The organism is Pantoea eucrina (genome assembly GCF_002095385.1).
Classification (GTDB): domain Bacteria; phylum Pseudomonadota; class Gammaproteobacteria; order Enterobacterales; family Enterobacteriaceae; genus Pantoea; species Pantoea eucrina.
Window position 1 is genome coordinate 40,937 of record NZ_MIPP01000005.1, and the last position, 17,985, is coordinate 58,921.

Sequence of the window (17,985 nt, forward strand, 5' to 3'; positions counted from 1 at the left end):
TGGATGGCCAGCTGGTATCCGCAGATTAAGCAGTTTCATATTTTTATCGTGATAGTCAGCGTCAGCCTGTTTCTGCTGCGCTTTTACTGGCTGACGACCGCTTCAGGCTTGCTGCAGCAGCGCTGGGTGCGGATTGTGCCGCACCTGTGCGACACGTTTTTACTGCTGAGCGGCGCGCTGCTGGTGATAATTACTCACTTTTATCCTTTCACACCACAAGGAAGCTGGCTGACGGAGAAGCTGTTAGCGGTTATTATCTACGTCGCCTTGGGTTTTGTGGCACTGAGTCGTCGTCCGCGGAAGCTGAGCACGCGCTGGATCGCCTGCCTGCTTGCGCTGGTTGCTCTGCTGTTTGCAGGCAAACTGGCGATGACCAAAATGCCGATTTTGGGGATAGTATGACCTCATCAGTAGAATTTGATTTTAATGAATCACCGTTAAGTGAAGCGGTTATCGGTGCAACCTGCGCCATCCGCGACGATTTTTCCGCGCCTTCGGTTCAGCAGCAGCTGTCAAAGCTGGTGGAAGAAGCGCGCGACTATATCAGCAGCGCCACAGATGCCGATCTGCGGCTGGAAAAGCTGCTGGAGCTGTTCTATCGCGAATGGGGCTTTGGCGGCGCCAGCGGTGTCTACAACCTTTCAGATGCGCTCTGGATTGATAAAGTGCTGAAAAGCCGTCAGGGCACGGCGGTGTCGCTCGGCGTGATACTGCTGCATATCGCCGAGCAGCTGGAGCTGCCGCTGATGCCGGTGATTTTTCCGACTCAGCTGATTCTGCGCGCAGACTGGCTGGATGGCGAAATGTGGCTGATCAATCCGTTTAACGGTGAAACGCTCGATACCCATACGCTTGAGGTCTGGCTGAAGGGCAATATCAGCCCCACGGCCAAACTCTATACCGACGATCTGGATGAAGCCAAAACGCTCAGCGTAATGCGGAAAATGCTCGACACGCTGAAAGCGGCGCTGATGGAAGAGAAGCAGATGGAGCTGGCGCTGAATGTCAGTAAAGTACTGCTGGAAATCGATCCTGACGATCCCTATGAAATCCGCGATCGCGGTCTCATCTACGCCCAGCTGGAGTGCGAGCATATTGCGCTCACTGACTTAACCTATTTTGTTGAGCAGTGCCCGGAAGATCCGGTGAGTGAAATGATTAAAGTACAGATCCACGCAATCGAACAGAAACAGGTCACGCTACACTAAGCGTTGCCGGCATAAGGAAAGGTCATGACAGAGAAAGTAGTTAAAATTGGCGATATCGATGTCGCAAACGATCTGCCGTTTGTGCTGTTTGGCGGCATGAACGTACTGGAATCACGCGAGCTGGCGATGCGCATCTGTGAGCACTACGTGACGGTTACCGACAAGCTGGGTATCCCTTACGTTTTCAAAGCCTCTTTTGACAAGGCAAACCGCTCCTCGATTAAATCGTATCGCGGTCCGGGTCTGGACGAGGGGATGAAGATTTTTCAGGAGCTGAAGCAGACGTTCGGCGTGAAAATCATCACCGACGTCCATGAATCCTGGCAGGCGCAGCCGGTTGCCGATGTGGTTGATGTTATTCAGCTGCCAGCGTTTCTGGCACGCCAGACGGACCTGGTAGAGGCGATGGCAAAAACCGGCGCGGTAATTAACGTTAAAAAACCGCAGTTTGTCAGCCCGGGCCAGATGGGCAATATCGTGGATAAGTTTGCGGAAGGCGGTAACGATAAAGTTATCCTGTGCGATCGCGGCAGCAACTTCGGTTATGACAACCTGGTTGTGGATATGCTGGGCTTTAACGTGATGAAGAAAGTCACTAACAACAGCCCGGTCATTTTCGACGTGACGCATGCGCTGCAGACGCGCGATCCGTTTGGTGCCGCATCGGGCGGTCGCCGTGCTCAGGTTGCCGAGCTGGCGCGTGCCGGTATGGCCGTGGGTATTGCCGGCCTCTTCATCGAAGCGCATCCGGAGCCAAACAGCGCAAAATGCGACGGTCCTTCCGCGCTGCCGCTGGATAAACTGGAGCCGTTCCTGGCGCAGATGAAAGCGATTGACGATCTGGTCAAGAGCTTCCCGGCGCTGGACACCAGCAGCTGACAGCCTCTGGCAAATAAAAAGGCACCCGTAAGGGTGCCTTTTTTGTTTTCGCGGTGTATCCGGTCAGAGCATTATTGTCAGCAGATAACCGGCGAACAGCGCCAGATGTGCCGCACCGTTAAGCACATTCGTTCGGCCGGTTGAAAACGAAATATGGCACAGGATCAGAACGGCGATGAGCATGACCATATGCGGTGGCTCCAGGCCAAAAATCAGCGTCTGACCCGTCAGCGTGGCGATGATACTGACCGCGGGCACGGTAAGTGAGATTGTCGCCAGCACGGAGCCGAAAAACAGGTTCATGGCGCGCTGCACCTGGTTGGTCAGTACCGCCCGGATGGCACCCAGCCCTTCCGGTGAAAGGATCAGCAGCGCGACGAGGAAGCCGGTAAACTGTTCCGGAGCGTTAAGCTCTGTGAGCAGCAGCTCAAGCGGGTTAGCGTTCATTTTAGTCACGCTGATAACCGCAATCAGATGGACGATCAGCCAGATTGTATGCCACAGCGAGCTGTGTGCTGAAGGCTTACCGTGATGCGGATCGTCCCCCTCATCCTCATGCTCATAGACAAACAGGCTCTGGTGCGTTTTGGTTTGAATCAGCAGGAAAACGCCATACATCGCCGCAGAGATAGCCGCGATAATCAGCGCCTGTGCGGTGGTGAAATTGCCGCCCGGCAGGGCGTTCGGGAATACCAGTACCAGAATGGCAAGCGGGAAGATGGCAATCATATACTGTTTGACGCCGGCCAGATTGACGTACTGAGTAGCGAATTTTCTGCCTCCCAGCAGCAGCGCGCAGCCTACCAGCCCGGATGTGACGATCATAATGATGGAATAGAGTGTGTCGCGCATCAGTGCCGGTGCGGCGTCGCCCGTTGCCATCAGCGCAGAGATCAGGCTTACCTCCAGAATCACCACGGAGAGGCTGAGGATCAGCGAGCCGTAAGGTTCGCCCAGCCGGTGAGCCAGCACGTCAGCATGGCGCACAACGCTGAAAGCGCTGCTCAGAATAGCCACCAGTGCCAGCAGGTTGATACCGATAACCGGCAGAAGCGCTGTCTGATCGCCAAAAAAGGTCAGCACCGTCAGCGCAGCAACGGGAAGAATCAGCGAAAACTCGCTGTGTCGTGTTTTCTCATGTCCAGGCATTCACCATCCCCATTAGCAAAATGTTTAAAAACCGGCGTCATTGCCTGTTAACTATACGCATTAATTACACTGGCGCAGTGTAGCTTTTCATCACTCGCTGAACAGTTTTTTTACGCGACTTTACTTTTTGCACTTTATTGCTCCTGGTGGCTTAAACAGGAAGTTATTGTCATATTTATATTTCAATTCAGCTAAATATAAACTGCGGGTAAGCAGACAGAGCACAGAAAATGTTGTTTAACGGCTGCAATGACAGGCTTTTTTTTGCCTTATGCAGGCCACTTAAGCTATGAGCGGCAAAAGACAGCATTTGAATTTTAGCTAAGCTGTTCCAGACTTTAAGTGATACCTGATACCGGAGGAGCTATGCCTTATTCATCAACCAGCGAACTGCCGGACAGCGTGCGTCATGTGCTGCCGGCTCATGCACAAACCATTTACCAGAACGCGTTTAACAGCGCCTGGGATCAGTACAAGGATAAAGAGGATCGGCGGGGCGACGCATCACGGGAAGAGGTCGCACACAAGGTCGCCTGGGCGGCAGTAAAGCATGACTACGTGAAAGGTGACGACGACAAGTGGCATCCGAAAAAGTAGTTGCTGCTGCGGGCCTGTAGAGCCCGCATCATCCCCGGTTTTAATCCTCTCATTATTTTTTCCCGCCCGCCGATACTCTGAAACAGTTCTTTATGTGAAAAGCGTCAGGACAATCTTGAAACCGCAGCAATGAATGCATTACTGTTTCTGACTGTGCCGACGCGCGTCGTTTTCAGGATACCGGTTCGGGATCCAGGCGTGCGGGATGCCAGGGCAGTAGAGGAGATCGCAGTGTTAACCCGGGAATTCTTACTTAAAGCCGATTGCAAAACATCCTTTGGTGATATCGATGAAGCACTGCTGTGGAGCTGTGAAAAGCGCGCCGCTTCGCTTTCTGCCACGCTCGCCTGTCGGCCCGATCAAAGTCCGGTGTGGATCTTTGGTTATGGTTCGCTGATGTGGAACCCGGTGTTTGACGCGGAGGAGGTGGCTTCGGGGCGCCTGGAAGGGTGGCATCGTGCGTTCTGTCTGCGGCTCACCGCCGGACGGGGCACCGAGGCCGCACCCGGACGCATGCTGGCGCTGAAAGAGGGCGGCAGCACCAGCGGCCTGGCCTTTCGTCTGCCGGAGGCGCGCCTGCATGAAGAACTGGAGCTGCTCTGGAAGCGCGAGATGATCACCGGCTGCTATCTGCCCACCTGGTGTGAGCTGCAGCTGGAGGATGGACGCCGCGTTACCGCGCTGGTGTTCATCATGGATCCGCGTCATCCGCTATATGAGGATGACTCCTGCCGCAGTACCATTGCACCCCTGATTGCGCAGGCGAGCGGGCCGCTCGGAACCAATGCGCAGTATCTTTTCTCGCTTGAGCAGGAGCTGGTCAGACGCGGCATGCAGGAAGCCGCGCTGACGCGTCTTGCCGCTGAGGTAAGAGCGCTGCAGCAGCGCAGCGCACCTCAGGCTTAATTACCGGGGTTAATGAGCCAGGTACCAGGCTGCTTAATCGTCAGGGCCTGGCTGCGCACCTGGTCGCCATGCCGCACCTCAAGACGATAGCTGCCGGCAGCGAGATTGAGTGACGCAAAACCGCTGCTGGCGGCTTTCACATCCTGCACTTCACCATTCAGCACGACGCTTTCGCCTGAATGCAGCTGCAGATAGATGGTGGCAATGGCAGGCGTACTGGCCGCCGCCGCCGGTACCTTCGTTGCTGCCGGCGCAGCGGCTTCCGGCGCGGCTGCGACAGGCGGCGTCTCACTGTGACGCACCGTCTGCCACACGACCAGACCCACAGCCAGCAGCGCCACAGCAGCCAGCGCCACTATACCCGGCGAGACGCGCCGGCCTGCTGCACTGCCAGCGATCGGCTCAGCGGCGGCGGCGGCGGGATTCACCGCCACCAGCGGAGGTTCCGGTTCAGCGGCGGTCTCCGGCAGCCCGGCGGGCAGGGCAACAACCGGCAGCGGCGTGCTGAGCGCTTCGGCATCGCTCACCGGCAGATCGATAAGCTGCGCAAAGGCGTCGATGGTCTGCGGACGATCCTGAGGCTTCATCGCCAGCGCACAGTCGATGGCGTGCAGCAGCGGCAGGGAATAGCCTTCAGGCCGGGTGACGGCAAGCGGCTGGTAATTATCCTCAATGCAGCGCACTACGCTGACCGGCGGCGCATGGCCGGTAATCAGCGTGTGTAATACCGCCCCCAGCGCGTAGATATCGGTCCACGGACCCTGTTCAACCTCACCCTCTTCGCTATATTGCTCGATCGGCGCAAAGCCCGGCTTCAGCATGATTTCAGTTTCATCTGACAGATTGCCGATCTCTTTACGCGCTGAACCAAAATCGAGCAGTACCGGCAGCTGGTTATCCTGAATCTGAATATTATCCAGCGAGATGTCGCGATGCAGATAGCCGGCAGTATGAATGGTGTTGATGGCACCAAACAGCGGCGGAAGCAGGCGACGGATCCAGGCTTCATCAACGGCGTCAGACTGGCTCGCCTGCCACGCTTTCAGCGTCATACCGCTATAGAACAGCGTGCCCATATAGGCGGTGCCGTTCTCTTCCCAGAAGCGCAGCACGTGCAGCAGCCCCGGATGATTAAAGCGTGCCAGCAGGCGTGCTTCCTGAATAAAGCTGTTGCGGCCCGCGTTGAACAGTTTCTGAAAGCGCTCACCGCGCAGTTCAAGCGACATGTCGGCAGCGCGCACGGCCAGCGACTGCGGCATATACTCCTTGATGGCGATAAACCGTTCCAGCTGGTGATCCCAGGCGCGGTAGACGATGCCAAAGCCGCCCCCGCCCACGACGTCCCTGATTTCAAACTCGTTAAACCGGTAGCCCGCAGGCAGGGCATTAGGGATATGATTTTCGTTTGCCGACATAGTGAGTTCTCTGAACACATCCTGTAGTGCCTGTTGCCGCGGGGCAGCAGGCAGCGATCGCTGATTAATTAATGTTACGCCAGGCACCGATAGCCGGATCGGCGAGATCCGCATGCAGGGTGTCAATTAGTAACACTGTCACTTTTTGCTGTGGCATAAACTGCGGCGACCAGATGCCGCGTAAACGATCGACCTGCGTTTTCACCGTGCTGCTGTCACTGCCAGCTTTTTTATCCATCTGAATCAGCAGGGTACCGCCAAAGCGCCAGACATGCTCCCGCGCATCAAACGGCAACACCAGCCAGCTCCCGGCAGCGTCCGGCCGGGTCACAATCATTCGCTGTTTATTGACTGCGACAATTTCCAGCGGTTTGCTGCCGGTCGCGAGGCTGGCGACCGGATACCCCTGATAAAAGGTCACCGGCAGCGTTGCAGGTTCACCTTTACTCAGCAGCGTTATGCTGGCTGCGCCTTCCAGCCAGCCTTCCGTTGAGCAGCGCTGCGCCGGCGCATCAGGAATAAACAGCGAAGCACCTTTGTCGTCCCACCAGGTGCGGAAATGACAGCCGCCCGGCAGCGCAAAGTGCTGCAGCGGCGTGTTGTCCGCCGGACGGGAGAGATCCAGCGGTGCGGCGGTGGTGGCGCTGGCGCTGGCGGTTGCATCATTCAGGATAATCGGGCGCCAGTTCTGCAGTTTTGCTGCGCTGCCGTTAGCCAGCACGCTGCCTTCTTTGGTCATCATCTGCCACGGCAGCTCGTCAAGGCTGCCGCACTGGTTCGCCAGCAGCGTGCCTACCCGGGGCAGGAAGCTGGTGAGAATGCGCGTGTCGCTGCTTTTACCGGAGACAATACGTAACGGCAGCGTCTCTTTGCACCAGTCGTCGGGCGCTTTACTGGCAACATTGTCGATCCAGACCTCGAGCGCCAGGCTGGGCGAATAGACCACACGATAATCTTCTGCCTGTGCATTCTGGGCCAGCAGCAGGGCGGCAATGCCCGACAACCACACTTTCATAGGGATCCTTGCAAATCAATAGTGAGGCGGCACAAAGCGCGCCGCATCAGCCTGAGAATAGAGCAGCGTGGCATCCTGCGGTTCGCCAATCCAGATTGCCAGCGCGCTCAGGTTGTCCCGCTTGTCGCTGCGATTGACCGCCTGTTCCATCAGCGTCAGCCACTCTTCACAGGCGTTAACCATGCGTAACGCCTGTTCCATCTCCTGCGTGGTCAGGTTGAGCCAGAAGCCATCCGTGCAGACCAGAAACGCATCGCCGTCCTGGAGGTCAATCGCGCTGCTGAAGGTCACCGGGCGTACCGGCTCAGTGCCGAGGGCATTATAAAGTAAATTACTGTTAATGCCGGAATTTTCATAGCCTGCCTCTTGCAGATGTTGGGCCAGACTATGGTCCCGGGTTACCTCACATAGCGTACCATGACGAAAGTGATAAACCCGGCTATCACCGGCGTGCGCCCACCATGCACGCTGTTTTTCACGGTCAATAAACAGAGCCGCGAGCGTGGTGCTCATGCGGGAAAATTTCGGATTCTTCCCCTGCTCAGCCGCCAGCGTTTGCTGACAAAGAGTGATAGCCGCCTGGGTAGTGGCAGGCGTAAAGCTGCGGCTGTTTTGCACCGCGCTGAGGAGCGTATCGCGCACCAGCTGCGCTGCGTAGTCGCCACCGGGTAATCCGGCTACGCCATCACACACCAGAAAGCAGGCGCGCTCGTCGTCGAGTTGCGCACCGGTGCGATCCTGATTTTCGTCACGCCGGCCCTGCTGACAGCGGCTGGCAAACATCATTTTCATGTCTCATCCGTCCGCGTCTGTGAATCTTTATACTGATTAACTTCCATGTCATACGCGTTGAGAAACGCTTCGCCAAACAGCGTATGGAAGTCATCTTCAATCTCGCCGGCAGTGCGCTGATAGTGTCGCGTAAAGGCGTCCCACAGGGCGGCCTTGCGCCCGCTGCTGAAGGCGATTTTAGGCAGAGCGCCATCCTCGCGCGCGCGATCTTCCAGCCGCTGCGGATTAAACGATTGCAACATGGCAGCAATGATCGCCCGGATACCGGCGATCATGCCCAGCTGATGCGCCTGCAAATCTACCAGCGCATCGCGCACTGCGGCTTCAGGCGGCATAAAACCCGGCATCTGGCTCTGATACATCTGCATCAGCACGGTTTTGCCGGAAGGCAGGATCTTAAACGGATTGTTGGCTTCGTTCAGAATCATGGTCATATCCGCTTTCACGCCGCGCTTAAGAATTGAACGCGAGGAGAGCAGGGCAACGGTTCCCTGAGAAAACAGGCTGAGCATACGACCGGTAACGCGCATCTGCTCTTCACCGAGCGATGTCTGATGACCATTATTGAGTCCCATTCCCTCCAGCAGAGCGGCGATAAGCTTCTCCTCGCCGGCTTCTGCAGGCAGGCGGGTTTGCGGTGCGCTGTCTCGGGCGGGATCGATGGCCAGCCGCGGATCGGGCCGCCGCTCCTGACGTACCGGGGCAGGGGGTCCCGGCATCAGCTCAGCACTCAGGACGGCCTCCTGCTGCATGCCAAGTGGATCGCTGGCGTCCTCGCTAAAAAACGACAGCGGATCGTCCTGTAGCGCAGGCTGATGCGCAGGATCGGTAATTTCCAGCATATATTGACCAATCTGCAGCCGATCGCCATGCTGCAGCAGGGCCTGGGCACCCCGCTGCACCACCTGACCATTGAGCTCAATCGCCGTCACGCTGCCCTGTGCGGTCAGACGGCATTCCCCTTCGGCAGAGAGATGGACAAGCGCCTGCAGGCGTGAGATGGCGCGCGTCTCATCAGGCAGGATCAGATCGTTATCCTGACTGCGGCCAATGGTGCCGCCAGGCGGCATAAAGGTGACGCTTCTGGCGGGCACATCCGTATCGCACTGCACAAAGGTAAATTGCATGAGTCATCCCGTTAACAAGGCAAACGTGCCGGCTTATTCAAACATGGGTGGATAGAGGCCATTACGTCCCGGCTGCGCACCCGCCGCCGGGTTAAATAACAGTGAAAAAAGCTCTGCGGTCAGCGGGCCGCTGTGTTTATGGGTGGCGTGGGCAAAGCCGTCACTGCGATTACTCCACCAGTAGCTGATATGCTGCTGCGGTTCAAACCGTTCTGCCACTTCCTGCCAGCTCAGGGTGCAGGGAAGATCCGCAAAACCGATGACATCCATAATATCGCTGCGCTGATTGCCGGGCACCAGCAGGGGTGAGAGCTGCTGCATCTCTGCTTCCAGGCTCTCCGGCAGGGTGCGCTCGCGCACCGCTGACCAGAGCAGCCCGCCCAGTTCGCGAAACCAGTCGCCGGAGATAGTCAGCTGCGCCGGGTGCCACTCATTCAGCGTAAAGGTGCGCAGGGCCAGCAGCGGCCAGGCGCGTCCTACGCGATCGCACGAGGGCAGCAGGCAGCCCATCTGCACCTGCTGACGCAGCGGCGACAGCGGCAGAACAAAGTTCCACACCGGCGCGCGCAAAAAGAGCTGCGTGCTGGCGTGCTGCTGCTGATGCCAGTGGGTGAGTCCCTGCTGAAACCAGTGACTCCAGGGGGAGACCGTAGCCTCGCTCAGGCGCTGCCGCAAAAAATCGCCGGTAGCGGGGAGTTTGCCATACCAGCCCGGCACGCTGTGGTTCGCCATGTTTACCTCACCGTCACTCACTATAGCGGGTCAGCTGTCCGGCAGAGGCCTCTGGCGCGGTCGCCAGCACGCTGCTCTCCTGACCCGCCCGTTTCAGGTTTTCTGCAAGCTTGCGCATCATCAGCGCGTTATCACGTGCATAGGGTGAAGATTGTATCTGCTGATCGAGCAGCTGACTGAGATGCCAGTCGAGCTGCTGCAGATCGCGCACGCTGACATCGGCCGGCAGCGTGCGCTGCAGATTTTCGATCAGCCAGCTGCGCAGAAACGTGCCGTCGTAATTTCGCGGCTGATAAAGCATCTGATAGGCGCGCAGCGCGTTGCGGCTGTAAGCGTTATCGGTGCCAGGATCGTCGCGCAGCAAATGCGTGATCTGCTGCGCCACCCGCGGCAGCAGCAGAGACTTAAGCGCATTTTGATAAAGCACCCAGGCCGCGTCGCTGACCTGTGTGCCGCGATAGAGTCCGGCGCGCATAGTAAGCGGCGGATTATCCAGCGAAAAGCGCTCGGACAGCGGCAGCTTAACCAGGTTATTTAAAAAGGGTAGCAGATCAAAAATATTATCGACGGGCTGATGTGTGACCTGCTGACTCTGCTGCGTCAGGGGCGCAATACGGCTCGCCACCTGATCAAGATAGCGCTGGTTTTGCACATAGCTGGTAAGCCATAAGCCGCACAGCAGGATCAGCGCACCCGCCAGCGCGCCATAGCCGATCCAGTGCAGCAGACGGTTGCGGTATTCCCAGTGGCGGTTGCTGCCGGCAAGGCCGCTTTCGCGAAACACCAGTTCGCTGAGCAGATCGCGGATAAAGTAGCTCTGGCCTTTATTGCCTGGAATAGGATTACTGCGGTTAACGCTGTCCCAGGCTGCCAGGGTGTGGTCACCGCTCTGCGGCAGCTGCAGCTTGCGATTAAGGGCGCCCATAATGCGGTCAAACGGCAGGCCTTCCTGGGTCCCGCTGGTAAAAAACAGCCCGCGGGCAGACCAGGCAATATCCTCCTCATGACGGGAGAAGATCACGTCAAGATACTCATTAAGCAGCGGGCGCAGGGAACCAAACTCCTGCGGAAAGAGAAAGCTGTCAGCGCGCTGCATCAGATCGCGGTCGGCCGCCATGCGCTCCGACAGCTGCTGCTTAAGCTGCTGCTCAAGCCGCTGAAAACGTGCCGTAAAACTGCTCTGCCACTCGTCTTTGTGAGGTTTGCCCGGCTCCCAGGGAAAGGTAAATCCCCAGATGGCATCCCGCTGCGGCTTGCTGAGGCCCGCATGAAAGCTCAGAAATCCCTTCAGCAGATCCGTTTTGGTTACCATGATATAGACCGGAAAATGGATACCGGTTTGCTGATGCAGCTCAGCCATACGGCAGCGCAGCGCCGTGGCCTGCGCATGCCGCGCCTCTGCGGTGTCGGTCAGCAGGTCGGCCACGCTGATGGTGAGGATCACGCCATTAATTGGCTGACGCGTGCGGTAGCGCTTGAGCAGGTTGATAAAGCTCTGCCACTCGGCGCTGTCGCGCGCGCGCTGGCTCTCCTGCAGCGCATAGCGCCCGGCGGTGTCGATCAGCACGGCGCTGTCGGTAAACCACCAGTCGCAGTGACGGGTGCCGCCTACGCCACGCACTGCGCTATTGCCGTGCGTATCCGTAAGGGGAAAAGAGAGGCCGGCGTTCAGCAGCGCGGTGGTTTTGCCCGCGCCCGGTGCGCCGACAATCAGATACCACGGAAGCTCATAAAGATAGTGACTCTGAAAACGCGCCAGCCAGCTTTTTTGATGATGGCGACCAAACTGCGTGCGTTTCAGACGCAGCGCGGCTTCGCTAAAGCGCTGTGCCAGCACCTGTTCGGTGGAGTGACGATCGGAGAGCTCTTCCTGACTCATGCTCTGGAGACGATTCAGCAGCTTGCTATTGAACCAGCCGCGCCATATTGCCGGAATAAGCTGAAACAGCGTCCAGCAAAAAAAGAGCAGGGCCACGGCCAGCTGCCGGGAGAAAACCGGCTCCAGCGGTCGGGTCTCACCCCATACCCAGAGCGGGCCAAGCATCCACACCAGGCAGCTGAGGGCGGTAACACCAATCAGACTCCAGAGCAGGCGATGAGTCAGCAGGTGACGAACAGATGTGCGCATCAGCGTTGGCCCTCCGGGGTAACCGCTGCTTCCGGCGCAGCGAAGAGTGTGATCTCAACCCGGCGGTTGCGGGCGCGGTTTTCATTGCTGTCGTTAGGCAGCAGCGGATTACTGTCGCCGCGCCCCTCAGCTTTAACGCTCTGCCCCGACGCCAGCTGCGTCGTCAGCAGCTGCGTAATAGCGCGCGCGCGGGCCAGTGAAAATTCATAGCTGGAGGCGAAACGGCCATCGACGGCGCGGTTATCGGTATAGACCGAGACCAGAACGGTTCCTTTAACGCTTTTCATAGCGCTGGCGACGTGCGCCAGCAGCGCGCGGCCGACCGGGTTTACAACGGTGCCGTCCGGAACAAAAAGTTTATCGGCGGGAATAATGACTTTGCTGCCAAACGCGCCATCGCTGACTTCCAGCTGACCGGCGGCAATCACATCATTCAGACGCTGGCGCAGATCGAGCAGCGCCTGCGGTGAAGCGGGGCGTCGTCCGGGCATGATCTGCGGCAGGGGAGTCTGATAGATATCGCGCAGCAGCGGTTCAGCCGCATTGCCGAGCCGCCAGTTCAGCATGCTGTAGACCATGCAGGCGATAAGCGCTGCCACGGTGGCACAGGCCCAGAGCGGGACCATCGGCCGCGTCAGGCTGTTCACTAACGGATGCACCTCGACCAGCGGCGTTGCGGTGCTACTCTCTGCAGCGCGCGCGTCGTGGATCAGCTGCGCCAGACGTTTACGGATCCCTTCACACTGTGTGCGGCCGCTTTCGCTGCCGCGGTAGCGACCTTCATATCCCAGCAGCAGACAGTAATGGATGACTTCAAGCAGCCACAGATGCTGCTGCGGGCTTTGTGAAACGCGGGAGAGAAGCTGAAAGAATTTTTCACCCCCCCAGCTCTCATTGTGAAAACTCACCAGCATGCCGTTGCCTGACCAGACGCCGCGCGTCCCCCACGGCGTCTGTGCCGCCGCCTCATCCAGCACGCTGCAAAGACAGTAGCGTGCGCCGATAATCATCTCAAACGGCAGGCCAGCCTGCTTGCAGCGCTGTTCAAACAGCCGGATTTCATCAATCAGCAGCTGGCGCAACCCGGCCGGATCGTCATGCGTGGCAGCCTGCCGGATGCGGACAACAGCATTCAGCACCGGGGCGGCGGCGTTCAGCAAAAGGTTATCGTTGCCCGCGCTGATATCCTCGCGGGCAATGGGATCCTGCATCATTAACTCTCGTTTTTCCTGGCGATGACGGCGCTATTTTGCCATAAACTGCGGTATGACTGTCGCCAATATGCGCCAGATTGTTGACTCAATCCAGGATCCAGGTCGCGGTATCAGTGGTGCGGCACGCCTTACTGGCACCGCCTACTGCCACGCACACCTGTTTAGCACGACGCGGTTTCGGGCGATCGCTGCGCAACGTGGCGTCATAGCGGCTGGTCTCAACGGCCGCTTTAGGGGGGATATAGCCTATCAGCTGGCCTTCAGGCTCTTCAGCAATCGCCAGCCAGTTATGCTCCACCCGGCCAAGCACTTCAAAGCGCTGGGCGTTATCAAGGTAGCGCACGACTTTACCGCCGTAGTCAGGGGTGGTCATAACGGAAGCGGCGTAGAGTGCGCGCCAGGATGCGTTGACGGGGGTGAACTCTGCCGGTGCGGCAACCGCATAACGATGCGTCAGGGTAACGCCGTTAACCGTACTGGTTACCAGCGTATCCTCTGTCACTGCCGGCGGCGGGGTTTTGCACCCGGCCAGCGTCAGGGTCGCCAGCAGCGTAAGCATAAGCGTTTTTTTCACCATCATCCTTATCATTCCATCAGATTAATTGCAGAGTAACAGTGGGCGTACCCGGCGAGTATGAACATAGTGTGTTGCGAAAAAACCACGAAAAACAGCCAGATCTCTTCAGGACAACGTGCGTCTCAGTCTACCTAAGACTTTTGAGAATTCAAACTATTGCATCGCGGTAAATTGCGTGTTAGCACCATAACATCACGCCTGAAGCCGCAGAGGAGGTCTGCAGAAGGCTGCAACAGTTAAGCGACTTTTACGGTTCACCCGGCATCGGGCAGGCCGGGTAGCGAAGAATCTTTTCAGGCAAACGTCTGTCCGGGATAAAGCATTATAAAAATTTATTTTTTACAGTGAAATTAATAATGTGATCTCTTTGCAGAAAATTCTCATTTTAAGATTTTCCGCGCCTGTTCAGATCCCCAAAACCCCGATCGCGTCACGTCTTTTGTGCGCTGTTTCTGCTGAGAAAACGGACAGGGCACGACAACGATTTTACTTATGACGCAATAAGCAGGTTATTTCGTGGTTTAATCCGCGCTTCACTCCCGGGTAAGTTTGTCATCCTGTGCTCAGAATTTCTGCCAGCTGAGGTGTGCTGTGTCTGAAGAGAGTAGCAGCGAGGACAAAACAGAATCGCCCACCCCCCACCGACTTGAGAAAGCGCGGGAAGAGGGGCAGATCCCGCGATCGCGCGAGCTGACATCGGTGCTGATGCTGCTGACCGGGCTGATGATCCTCTGGCTTGGCGGTTCCCACATGGCCACACAGCTTGCCCGTATGGTGGCAACCGGCTTTCGCTTCGATCACGGTATGGTGAACGATGACAAAATTATTGTGGCGCATATCGGCAATCTGGTCATGCAGGCAGTGGTGGCGCTGCTGCCGCTGATGGGCGGGCTGGTAATTGTTGCCATGGCGGCCCCGATGGCGCTGGGCGGCATTCATATCAGCGGTAAGTCGATCAAACTCGATTTTAAGAAGCTCAACCCGCTGCCAGGCATAAAACGCCTCTTTTCCGGCCAGAGCGCGGCTGAACTGGTGAAGGCGATCCTCAAGGCGGTGCTGGTAGGGGTGGTAGCGGGCTGGTATCTCTGGAGCCACTGGCAGGAGATGCTGCGGCTGATCGCGGAATCGCCGGTTAACGCGCTGCACCATGGCCTGAGTATGGTCGCCACCAGCTGCGGGCTGGTGATGCTGGGTCTGTTTCCGATGGTCGGTTTTGATGTGTTCTGGCAGCTCTACAGCTATTTCAAAAAGCTGCGCATGACGCGTCAGGAGATCCGCGACGAACATAAACAGAATGAGGGCGATCCGCACGTGAAGGGGCGGATCCGCCAGGCGATGCGCGCGGCGGCCCGCCGCCGCATGATGGCTGATGTACCGAAAGCTGACGTGATTGTGACGAACCCGACGCACTACTCAGTGGCGCTGCAGTATCAGGAAGGCAAGATGAATGCGCCAAAAGTGGTGGCGAAAGGCGCAGGTGACATCGCGCTGCGCATCCGTGAAGTGGCAAAAGAGCACCGCGTGCCGATCCTTGAAGCGCCGCCGCTGGCGCGAGCGCTCTATCGGCATACTGAAATTGGTCAGTTTATCCCCGGTGCGCTGTACGCTGCCGTAGCGGAAGTGCTGGCCTGGGTCTGGCAGCTGCGGCGCTGGAAGCGCGAAGGCGGCCTGATCCCGACCAAACCTAAGCATCTGCCGGTCCCGGCAGAGATGGACTTTGCAGGAGAGAACAGAGACGATGGCTAATCTGGCCGAAAAGCTGCGTTTACCGGGCAGTTTTAAAGAGACGCAATGGCAGGTGCTGGCAGGACCGGTGCTGATAATGTTGATCCTGTCGATGATGGTGCTGCCGCTGCCCGCCTTCATTCTCGATCTGCTGTTTACCTTTAATATCGCGCTATCGATCATGGTGCTGCTGGTGGCGATGTTCACCCAGCGCACCCTGGAGTTTGCGGCGTTCCCCACCATACTGCTGTTCTCAACGCTATTACGCCTGGCGCTGAACGTCGCCTCCACCCGTATCATTCTGCTGGAAGGACATACCGGGGCCGACGCAGCGGGCCGCGTCGTAGAAGCGTTTGGCCACTTTCTGGTCGGTGGTAACTTTGCCATCGGTATTGTGGTGTTTATCATTCTGGTGATCATCAACTTCATGGTCATCACCAAAGGCGCCGGACGTATTGCGGAAGTTGGCGCCCGCTTTGTACTGGACGGAATGCCCGGCAAGCAGATGGCGATTGATGCCGATCTTAACGCCGGTCTGATTGGCGAAGATGAGGCCAAGCGTCGCCGTTCCGAAGTGACGCAGGAGGCCGATTTCTACGGTTCAATGGATGGTGCCAGCAAGTTTGTGCGCGGGGATGCCGTCGCCGGTATTCTCATCATGGTGATCAACGTCATTGGCGGCCTGCTGGTGGGCGTTGTGCAGCATGGGATGGATGTTGGCCACGCCGGTGAGACCTATACGCTGCTGACTATCGGTGATGGCCTGGTGGCGCAGATCCCGGCGCTGGTGATCTCCACGGCAGCAGGCGTCATCGTCACCCGCGTCGCCACTGACCAGGATGTCGGTGAGCAGATGGTCGGGCAGCTGTTTAATAATCCACGCGTGCTGATGCTCAGCGCCGGGGTAATCGGCCTGCTTGGTCTGGTGCCCGGCATGCCTAACTTTGTCTTTCTGCTGTTTACCGGCGCGCTGCTCGGGCTTGCCTGGTGGCTGCGCGGCCGTGAGATGCAGCCGAAGAAGCAGCCTGAATCAGCCAGCCTGATGAAAACCCAGGAGACGCCCGCCACGGTTGAGGCCTCCTGGACCGACGTTCAGCTGGAGGATTCGCTGGGAATGGAAGTGGGCTATCGCCTCATTCCGATGGTTGACCATACCCAGAATGGCGAGCTGCTGGGCCGTATCCGCAGCATCCGTAAGAAAGTGGCACAGGAGGTTGGTTTTCTGCCGCCGGTGGTACATATCCGCGACAACATGGAGCTGCCGCCCGCACGCTATCGCATTCTGATGAAAGGCGTGGAGATTGGCAGCGGTGACGCCTACCCTGGCCGCTGGATGGCCATTAATCCCGGCACCGCAGCCGGCAGCCTGCCGGGCGAGCCTACCGTTGATCCGGCGTTTGGCCTGGCGGCGATCTGGATCGACAGCGCCCTGAAAGAGCAGGCGCAGATTCAGGGTTATACCGTGGTCGAGGCAAGCACCGTGGTGGCAACGCACCTCAACCACCTGATTGGACAGTACGCCAGCGAGCTGTTTGGCCGGCAGGAGGCGCAGCAGCTGCTGGATCGCGTTACTCAGGAGATGCCGAAGCTGACGGAAGATCTGGTGCCGGGGGTAATCAGCCTGACCACGCTGCATAAAGTGCTGCAGAACCTGCTTACCGAGCGGGTATCAATCAGGGATATGCGCACCATCATCGAAACGCTGGCGGAGCACGCGCCGGTGCAGAGCGACCCACAGGAGCTGACCAGCGTAGTACGCGTGGCGCTGGGGCGGGCGATCACCCAGCAGTGGTTCCCGGGCAGCGGAGAGGTGCAGGTTATTGGCCTGGATGCCATGCTGGAGCGTCTGCTGCTGCAGGCGCTGCAGGGCGGCGGTGGCCTGGAGCCAGGGCTGGCCGATCGTCTGCTGATGCAGGCACAGGCGGCGCTGCAGCAGCAGGAGATGAGCGGTGCGCCGCCGGTCCTGCTGGTGAACCATCCGCTGCGTGCGCTGCTGGCGCGCTTCCTGCGGCGTAACCTGCCGCAGCTGGTGGTACTTTCCAATCTGGAGCTGAGTGACAATCGCCAGATCCGTATGACCGCCACGATTGGAGGCAAATAATGCGGCGCTGCTATCCGTTAATGTTGCTGCTGCTGTTCACACCGCTGGCGGGCATAGCCGCTACCGGTGCGTGGAGCGCCAGCGTCAGCGGTCCCGGACTTGGGGCACGCGGCAGCTGGCTGTTATCGCCAGCGCTCAGGGCGCCTTCTGCGGCACCCGGCAACATCGCCGTGGTGAACTGGCGCTATCAGCTCAGCCGTCCGGCACCGTCCGGGCTGGTGGTGCGCCTCTGCGCCAGCCAGCGCTGCGTGGAGCTGGATGGTGCCAGCGGATCCACGCGCGGTCTGGCGCTGATCCCGGCCGAAGAGCCGCTCTATCTGGCGTTTGGCTTTCAGGGGCAGGGAGCGCTGCCGCCGGGTCTGCGGGTGCTCAGCAGTGAAGTGACCGTAAACTATCGGTAATAACAAAAAACCCGCACAA

General features: G+C 58.3%; 17 protein-coding genes. 8 read left to right on the forward strand and 9 right to left on the reverse strand.

The window, feature by feature from the left end; translation table 11 throughout:
• Positions 1 to 3 precede the first annotated feature (3 nt).
• From HA43_RS04210 to kdsA, 3 genes are read left to right on the forward strand one after another with little or no spacing between them, the layout of a single operon-like run.
• Positions 4 to 402 carry a SirB2 family protein gene (locus HA43_RS04210; RefSeq protein WP_039384943.1) on the forward strand — a complete coding sequence of 133 codons (399 nt, stop codon included), beginning with the start codon at positions 4 to 6 and terminating at the stop codon, positions 400 to 402.
• A complete protein-coding gene (gene sirB1 / locus HA43_RS04215; protein ID WP_039384942.1) occupies positions 399 to 1,208 on the forward strand; it encodes an invasion regulator SirB1 in 810 nt (269 codons plus the stop codon). Before HA43_RS04210 ends, sirB1 begins: the two co-directional genes overlap by 4 nt.
• Before the next feature lie 24 nt (positions 1,209 to 1,232).
• Positions 1,233 to 2,087: a 3-deoxy-8-phosphooctulonate synthase gene (kdsA, locus tag HA43_RS04220; protein WP_039384940.1), complete on the forward strand. Its 855-nt coding sequence runs from the start codon at positions 1,233 to 1,235 to the stop codon at positions 2,085 to 2,087.
• A 63-nt stretch (positions 2,088 to 2,150) separates the two neighbouring features.
• Here the strand turns inward: kdsA and chaA are convergent, their stop codons facing one another.
• Positions 2,151 to 3,236, reverse strand: a complete 1,086-nt coding sequence (gene chaA / locus HA43_RS04225; protein ID WP_039384935.1) for a sodium-potassium/proton antiporter ChaA — start codon at positions 3,234 to 3,236, stop codon at positions 2,151 to 2,153.
• Between the two features lie 366 nt (positions 3,237 to 3,602).
• Here chaA and chaB point away from each other — a divergent pair, with 366 nt between their 5' ends.
• Both chaB and HA43_RS04235 read left to right on the forward strand, forming a co-directional pair.
• A complete protein-coding gene (chaB, locus tag HA43_RS04230) occupies positions 3,603 to 3,833 on the forward strand; it encodes a putative cation transport regulator ChaB (protein WP_039384929.1) in 231 nt (76 codons plus the stop codon).
• Positions 3,834 to 4,064: 231 nt separating this feature from the next.
• On the forward strand, positions 4,065 to 4,739 hold the full coding sequence (locus HA43_RS04235) for a gamma-glutamylcyclotransferase (RefSeq protein ID WP_169713300.1): 675 nt from the start codon (positions 4,065 to 4,067) through the stop codon (positions 4,737 to 4,739).
• On the opposite strand, the gene HA43_RS04240 is transcribed toward HA43_RS04235, so the two are convergent.
• The 8 genes from HA43_RS04240 to HA43_RS04275 form a co-directional block, all read right to left on the reverse strand.
• A complete protein-coding gene (locus tag HA43_RS04240; protein ID WP_094111056.1) occupies positions 4,736 to 6,154 on the reverse strand; it encodes a serine/threonine protein kinase in 1,419 nt (472 codons plus the stop codon). The genes HA43_RS04235 and HA43_RS04240 overlap by 4 nt on opposite strands.
• A gap of 64 nt (positions 6,155 to 6,218) precedes the next feature.
• Positions 6,219 to 7,169 (reverse strand): hypothetical protein, encoded by a 951-nt coding sequence (locus tag HA43_RS04245; protein ID WP_094111057.1) that lies wholly within the window; start codon positions 7,167 to 7,169, stop codon positions 6,219 to 6,221.
• Positions 7,170 to 7,184: 15 nt separating this feature from the next.
• Complete coding sequence (locus HA43_RS04250) at positions 7,185 to 7,961, reverse strand: PP2C family protein-serine/threonine phosphatase (protein WP_071668902.1); 777 nt, start codon at positions 7,959 to 7,961, stop codon at positions 7,185 to 7,187.
• Positions 7,958 to 9,088 carry a type VI secretion system-associated FHA domain protein TagH gene (tagH, locus tag HA43_RS04255; RefSeq protein ID WP_094111058.1) on the reverse strand — a complete coding sequence of 377 codons (1,131 nt, stop codon included), beginning with the start codon at positions 9,086 to 9,088 and terminating at the stop codon, positions 7,958 to 7,960. Before tagH ends, HA43_RS04250 begins: the two co-directional genes overlap by 4 nt.
• 33 nt (positions 9,089 to 9,121) lie before the next feature.
• A complete protein-coding gene (tagF, locus tag HA43_RS04260) occupies positions 9,122 to 9,820 on the reverse strand; it encodes a type VI secretion system-associated protein TagF (protein WP_071668900.1) in 699 nt (232 codons plus the stop codon).
• Between the two features lie 13 nt (positions 9,821 to 9,833).
• Positions 9,834 to 11,948, reverse strand: a complete 2,115-nt coding sequence (tssM, locus tag HA43_RS04265) for a type VI secretion system membrane subunit TssM (RefSeq protein ID WP_094111059.1) — start codon at positions 11,946 to 11,948, stop codon at positions 9,834 to 9,836.
• Positions 11,948 to 13,162 (reverse strand): type IVB secretion system protein IcmH/DotU, encoded by a 1,215-nt coding sequence (gene icmH, locus HA43_RS04270; protein ID WP_094111060.1) that lies wholly within the window; start codon positions 13,160 to 13,162, stop codon positions 11,948 to 11,950. The genes tssM and icmH overlap by 1 nt, the downstream gene beginning before the upstream one ends.
• 85 nt (positions 13,163 to 13,247) lie before the next feature.
• Positions 13,248 to 13,736: a hypothetical protein gene (locus tag HA43_RS04275; RefSeq protein WP_039385979.1), complete on the reverse strand. Its 489-nt coding sequence runs from the start codon at positions 13,734 to 13,736 to the stop codon at positions 13,248 to 13,250.
• A 594-nt stretch (positions 13,737 to 14,330) separates the two neighbouring features.
• On the opposite strand from HA43_RS04275, the gene flhB reads away from it, so the two are divergent.
• Genes flhB through flhE form a run of 3 tightly spaced genes read left to right on the forward strand, consistent with a single transcriptional unit; the run spans position 14,331 to position 17,966 of the window.
• Entirely contained in the window at positions 14,331 to 15,485 is a 1,155-nt protein-coding gene (flhB, locus tag HA43_RS04280; protein WP_039384913.1) for a flagellar biosynthesis protein FlhB, read from the forward strand.
• Entirely contained in the window at positions 15,478 to 17,565 is a 2,088-nt protein-coding gene (gene flhA, locus HA43_RS04285) for a flagellar biosynthesis protein FlhA (RefSeq protein WP_039384912.1), read from the forward strand. Before flhB ends, flhA begins: the two co-directional genes overlap by 8 nt.
• A complete protein-coding gene (gene flhE, locus HA43_RS04290; protein ID WP_071668897.1) occupies positions 17,565 to 17,966 on the forward strand; it encodes a flagellar protein FlhE in 402 nt (133 codons plus the stop codon). The genes flhA and flhE overlap by 1 nt, the downstream gene beginning before the upstream one ends.
• The last annotated feature ends 19 nt before the right edge of the window (positions 17,967 to 17,985 follow it).

Bases quoted from the DNA above. Each gene is read 5' to 3' on its own strand.
- sirB1 (WP_039384942.1), top strand. From the start codon at position 399: ATGACCTCATCAGTAGAATTTGATTTTAATGAATCACCGTTAAGTGAA.
- tagH (WP_094111058.1), bottom strand. From the start codon at position 9,088: ATGCAATTTACCTTTGTGCAGTGCGATACGGATGTGCCCGCCAGAAGC.
- chaB (WP_039384929.1), top strand. From the start codon at position 3,603: ATGCCTTATTCATCAACCAGCGAACTGCCGGACAGCGTGCGTCATGTG.
- tagF (WP_071668900.1), bottom strand. From the start codon at position 9,820: ATGGCGAACCACAGCGTGCCGGGCTGGTATGGCAAACTCCCCGCTACC.
- HA43_RS04210 (WP_039384943.1), top strand. From the start codon at position 4: ATGGCCAGCTGGTATCCGCAGATTAAGCAGTTTCATATTTTTATCGTG.
- HA43_RS04240 (WP_094111056.1), bottom strand. From the start codon at position 6,154: ATGTCGGCAAACGAAAATCATATCCCTAATGCCCTGCCTGCGGGCTAC.
- icmH (WP_094111060.1), bottom strand. From the start codon at position 13,162: ATGATGCAGGATCCCATTGCCCGCGAGGATATCAGCGCGGGCAACGAT.
- chaA (WP_039384935.1), bottom strand. From the start codon at position 3,236: ATGCCTGGACATGAGAAAACACGACACAGCGAGTTTTCGCTGATTCTT.
- kdsA (WP_039384940.1), top strand. From the start codon at position 1,233: ATGACAGAGAAAGTAGTTAAAATTGGCGATATCGATGTCGCAAACGAT.
- flhE (WP_071668897.1), top strand. From the start codon at position 17,565: ATGCGGCGCTGCTATCCGTTAATGTTGCTGCTGCTGTTCACACCGCTG.
- tssM (WP_094111059.1), bottom strand. From the start codon at position 11,948: ATGCGCACATCTGTTCGTCACCTGCTGACTCATCGCCTGCTCTGGAGT.
- flhA (WP_039384912.1), top strand. From the start codon at position 15,478: ATGGCTAATCTGGCCGAAAAGCTGCGTTTACCGGGCAGTTTTAAAGAG.
- HA43_RS04245 (WP_094111057.1), bottom strand. From the start codon at position 7,169: ATGAAAGTGTGGTTGTCGGGCATTGCCGCCCTGCTGCTGGCCCAGAAT.
- HA43_RS04250 (WP_071668902.1), bottom strand. From the start codon at position 7,961: ATGAAAATGATGTTTGCCAGCCGCTGTCAGCAGGGCCGGCGTGACGAA.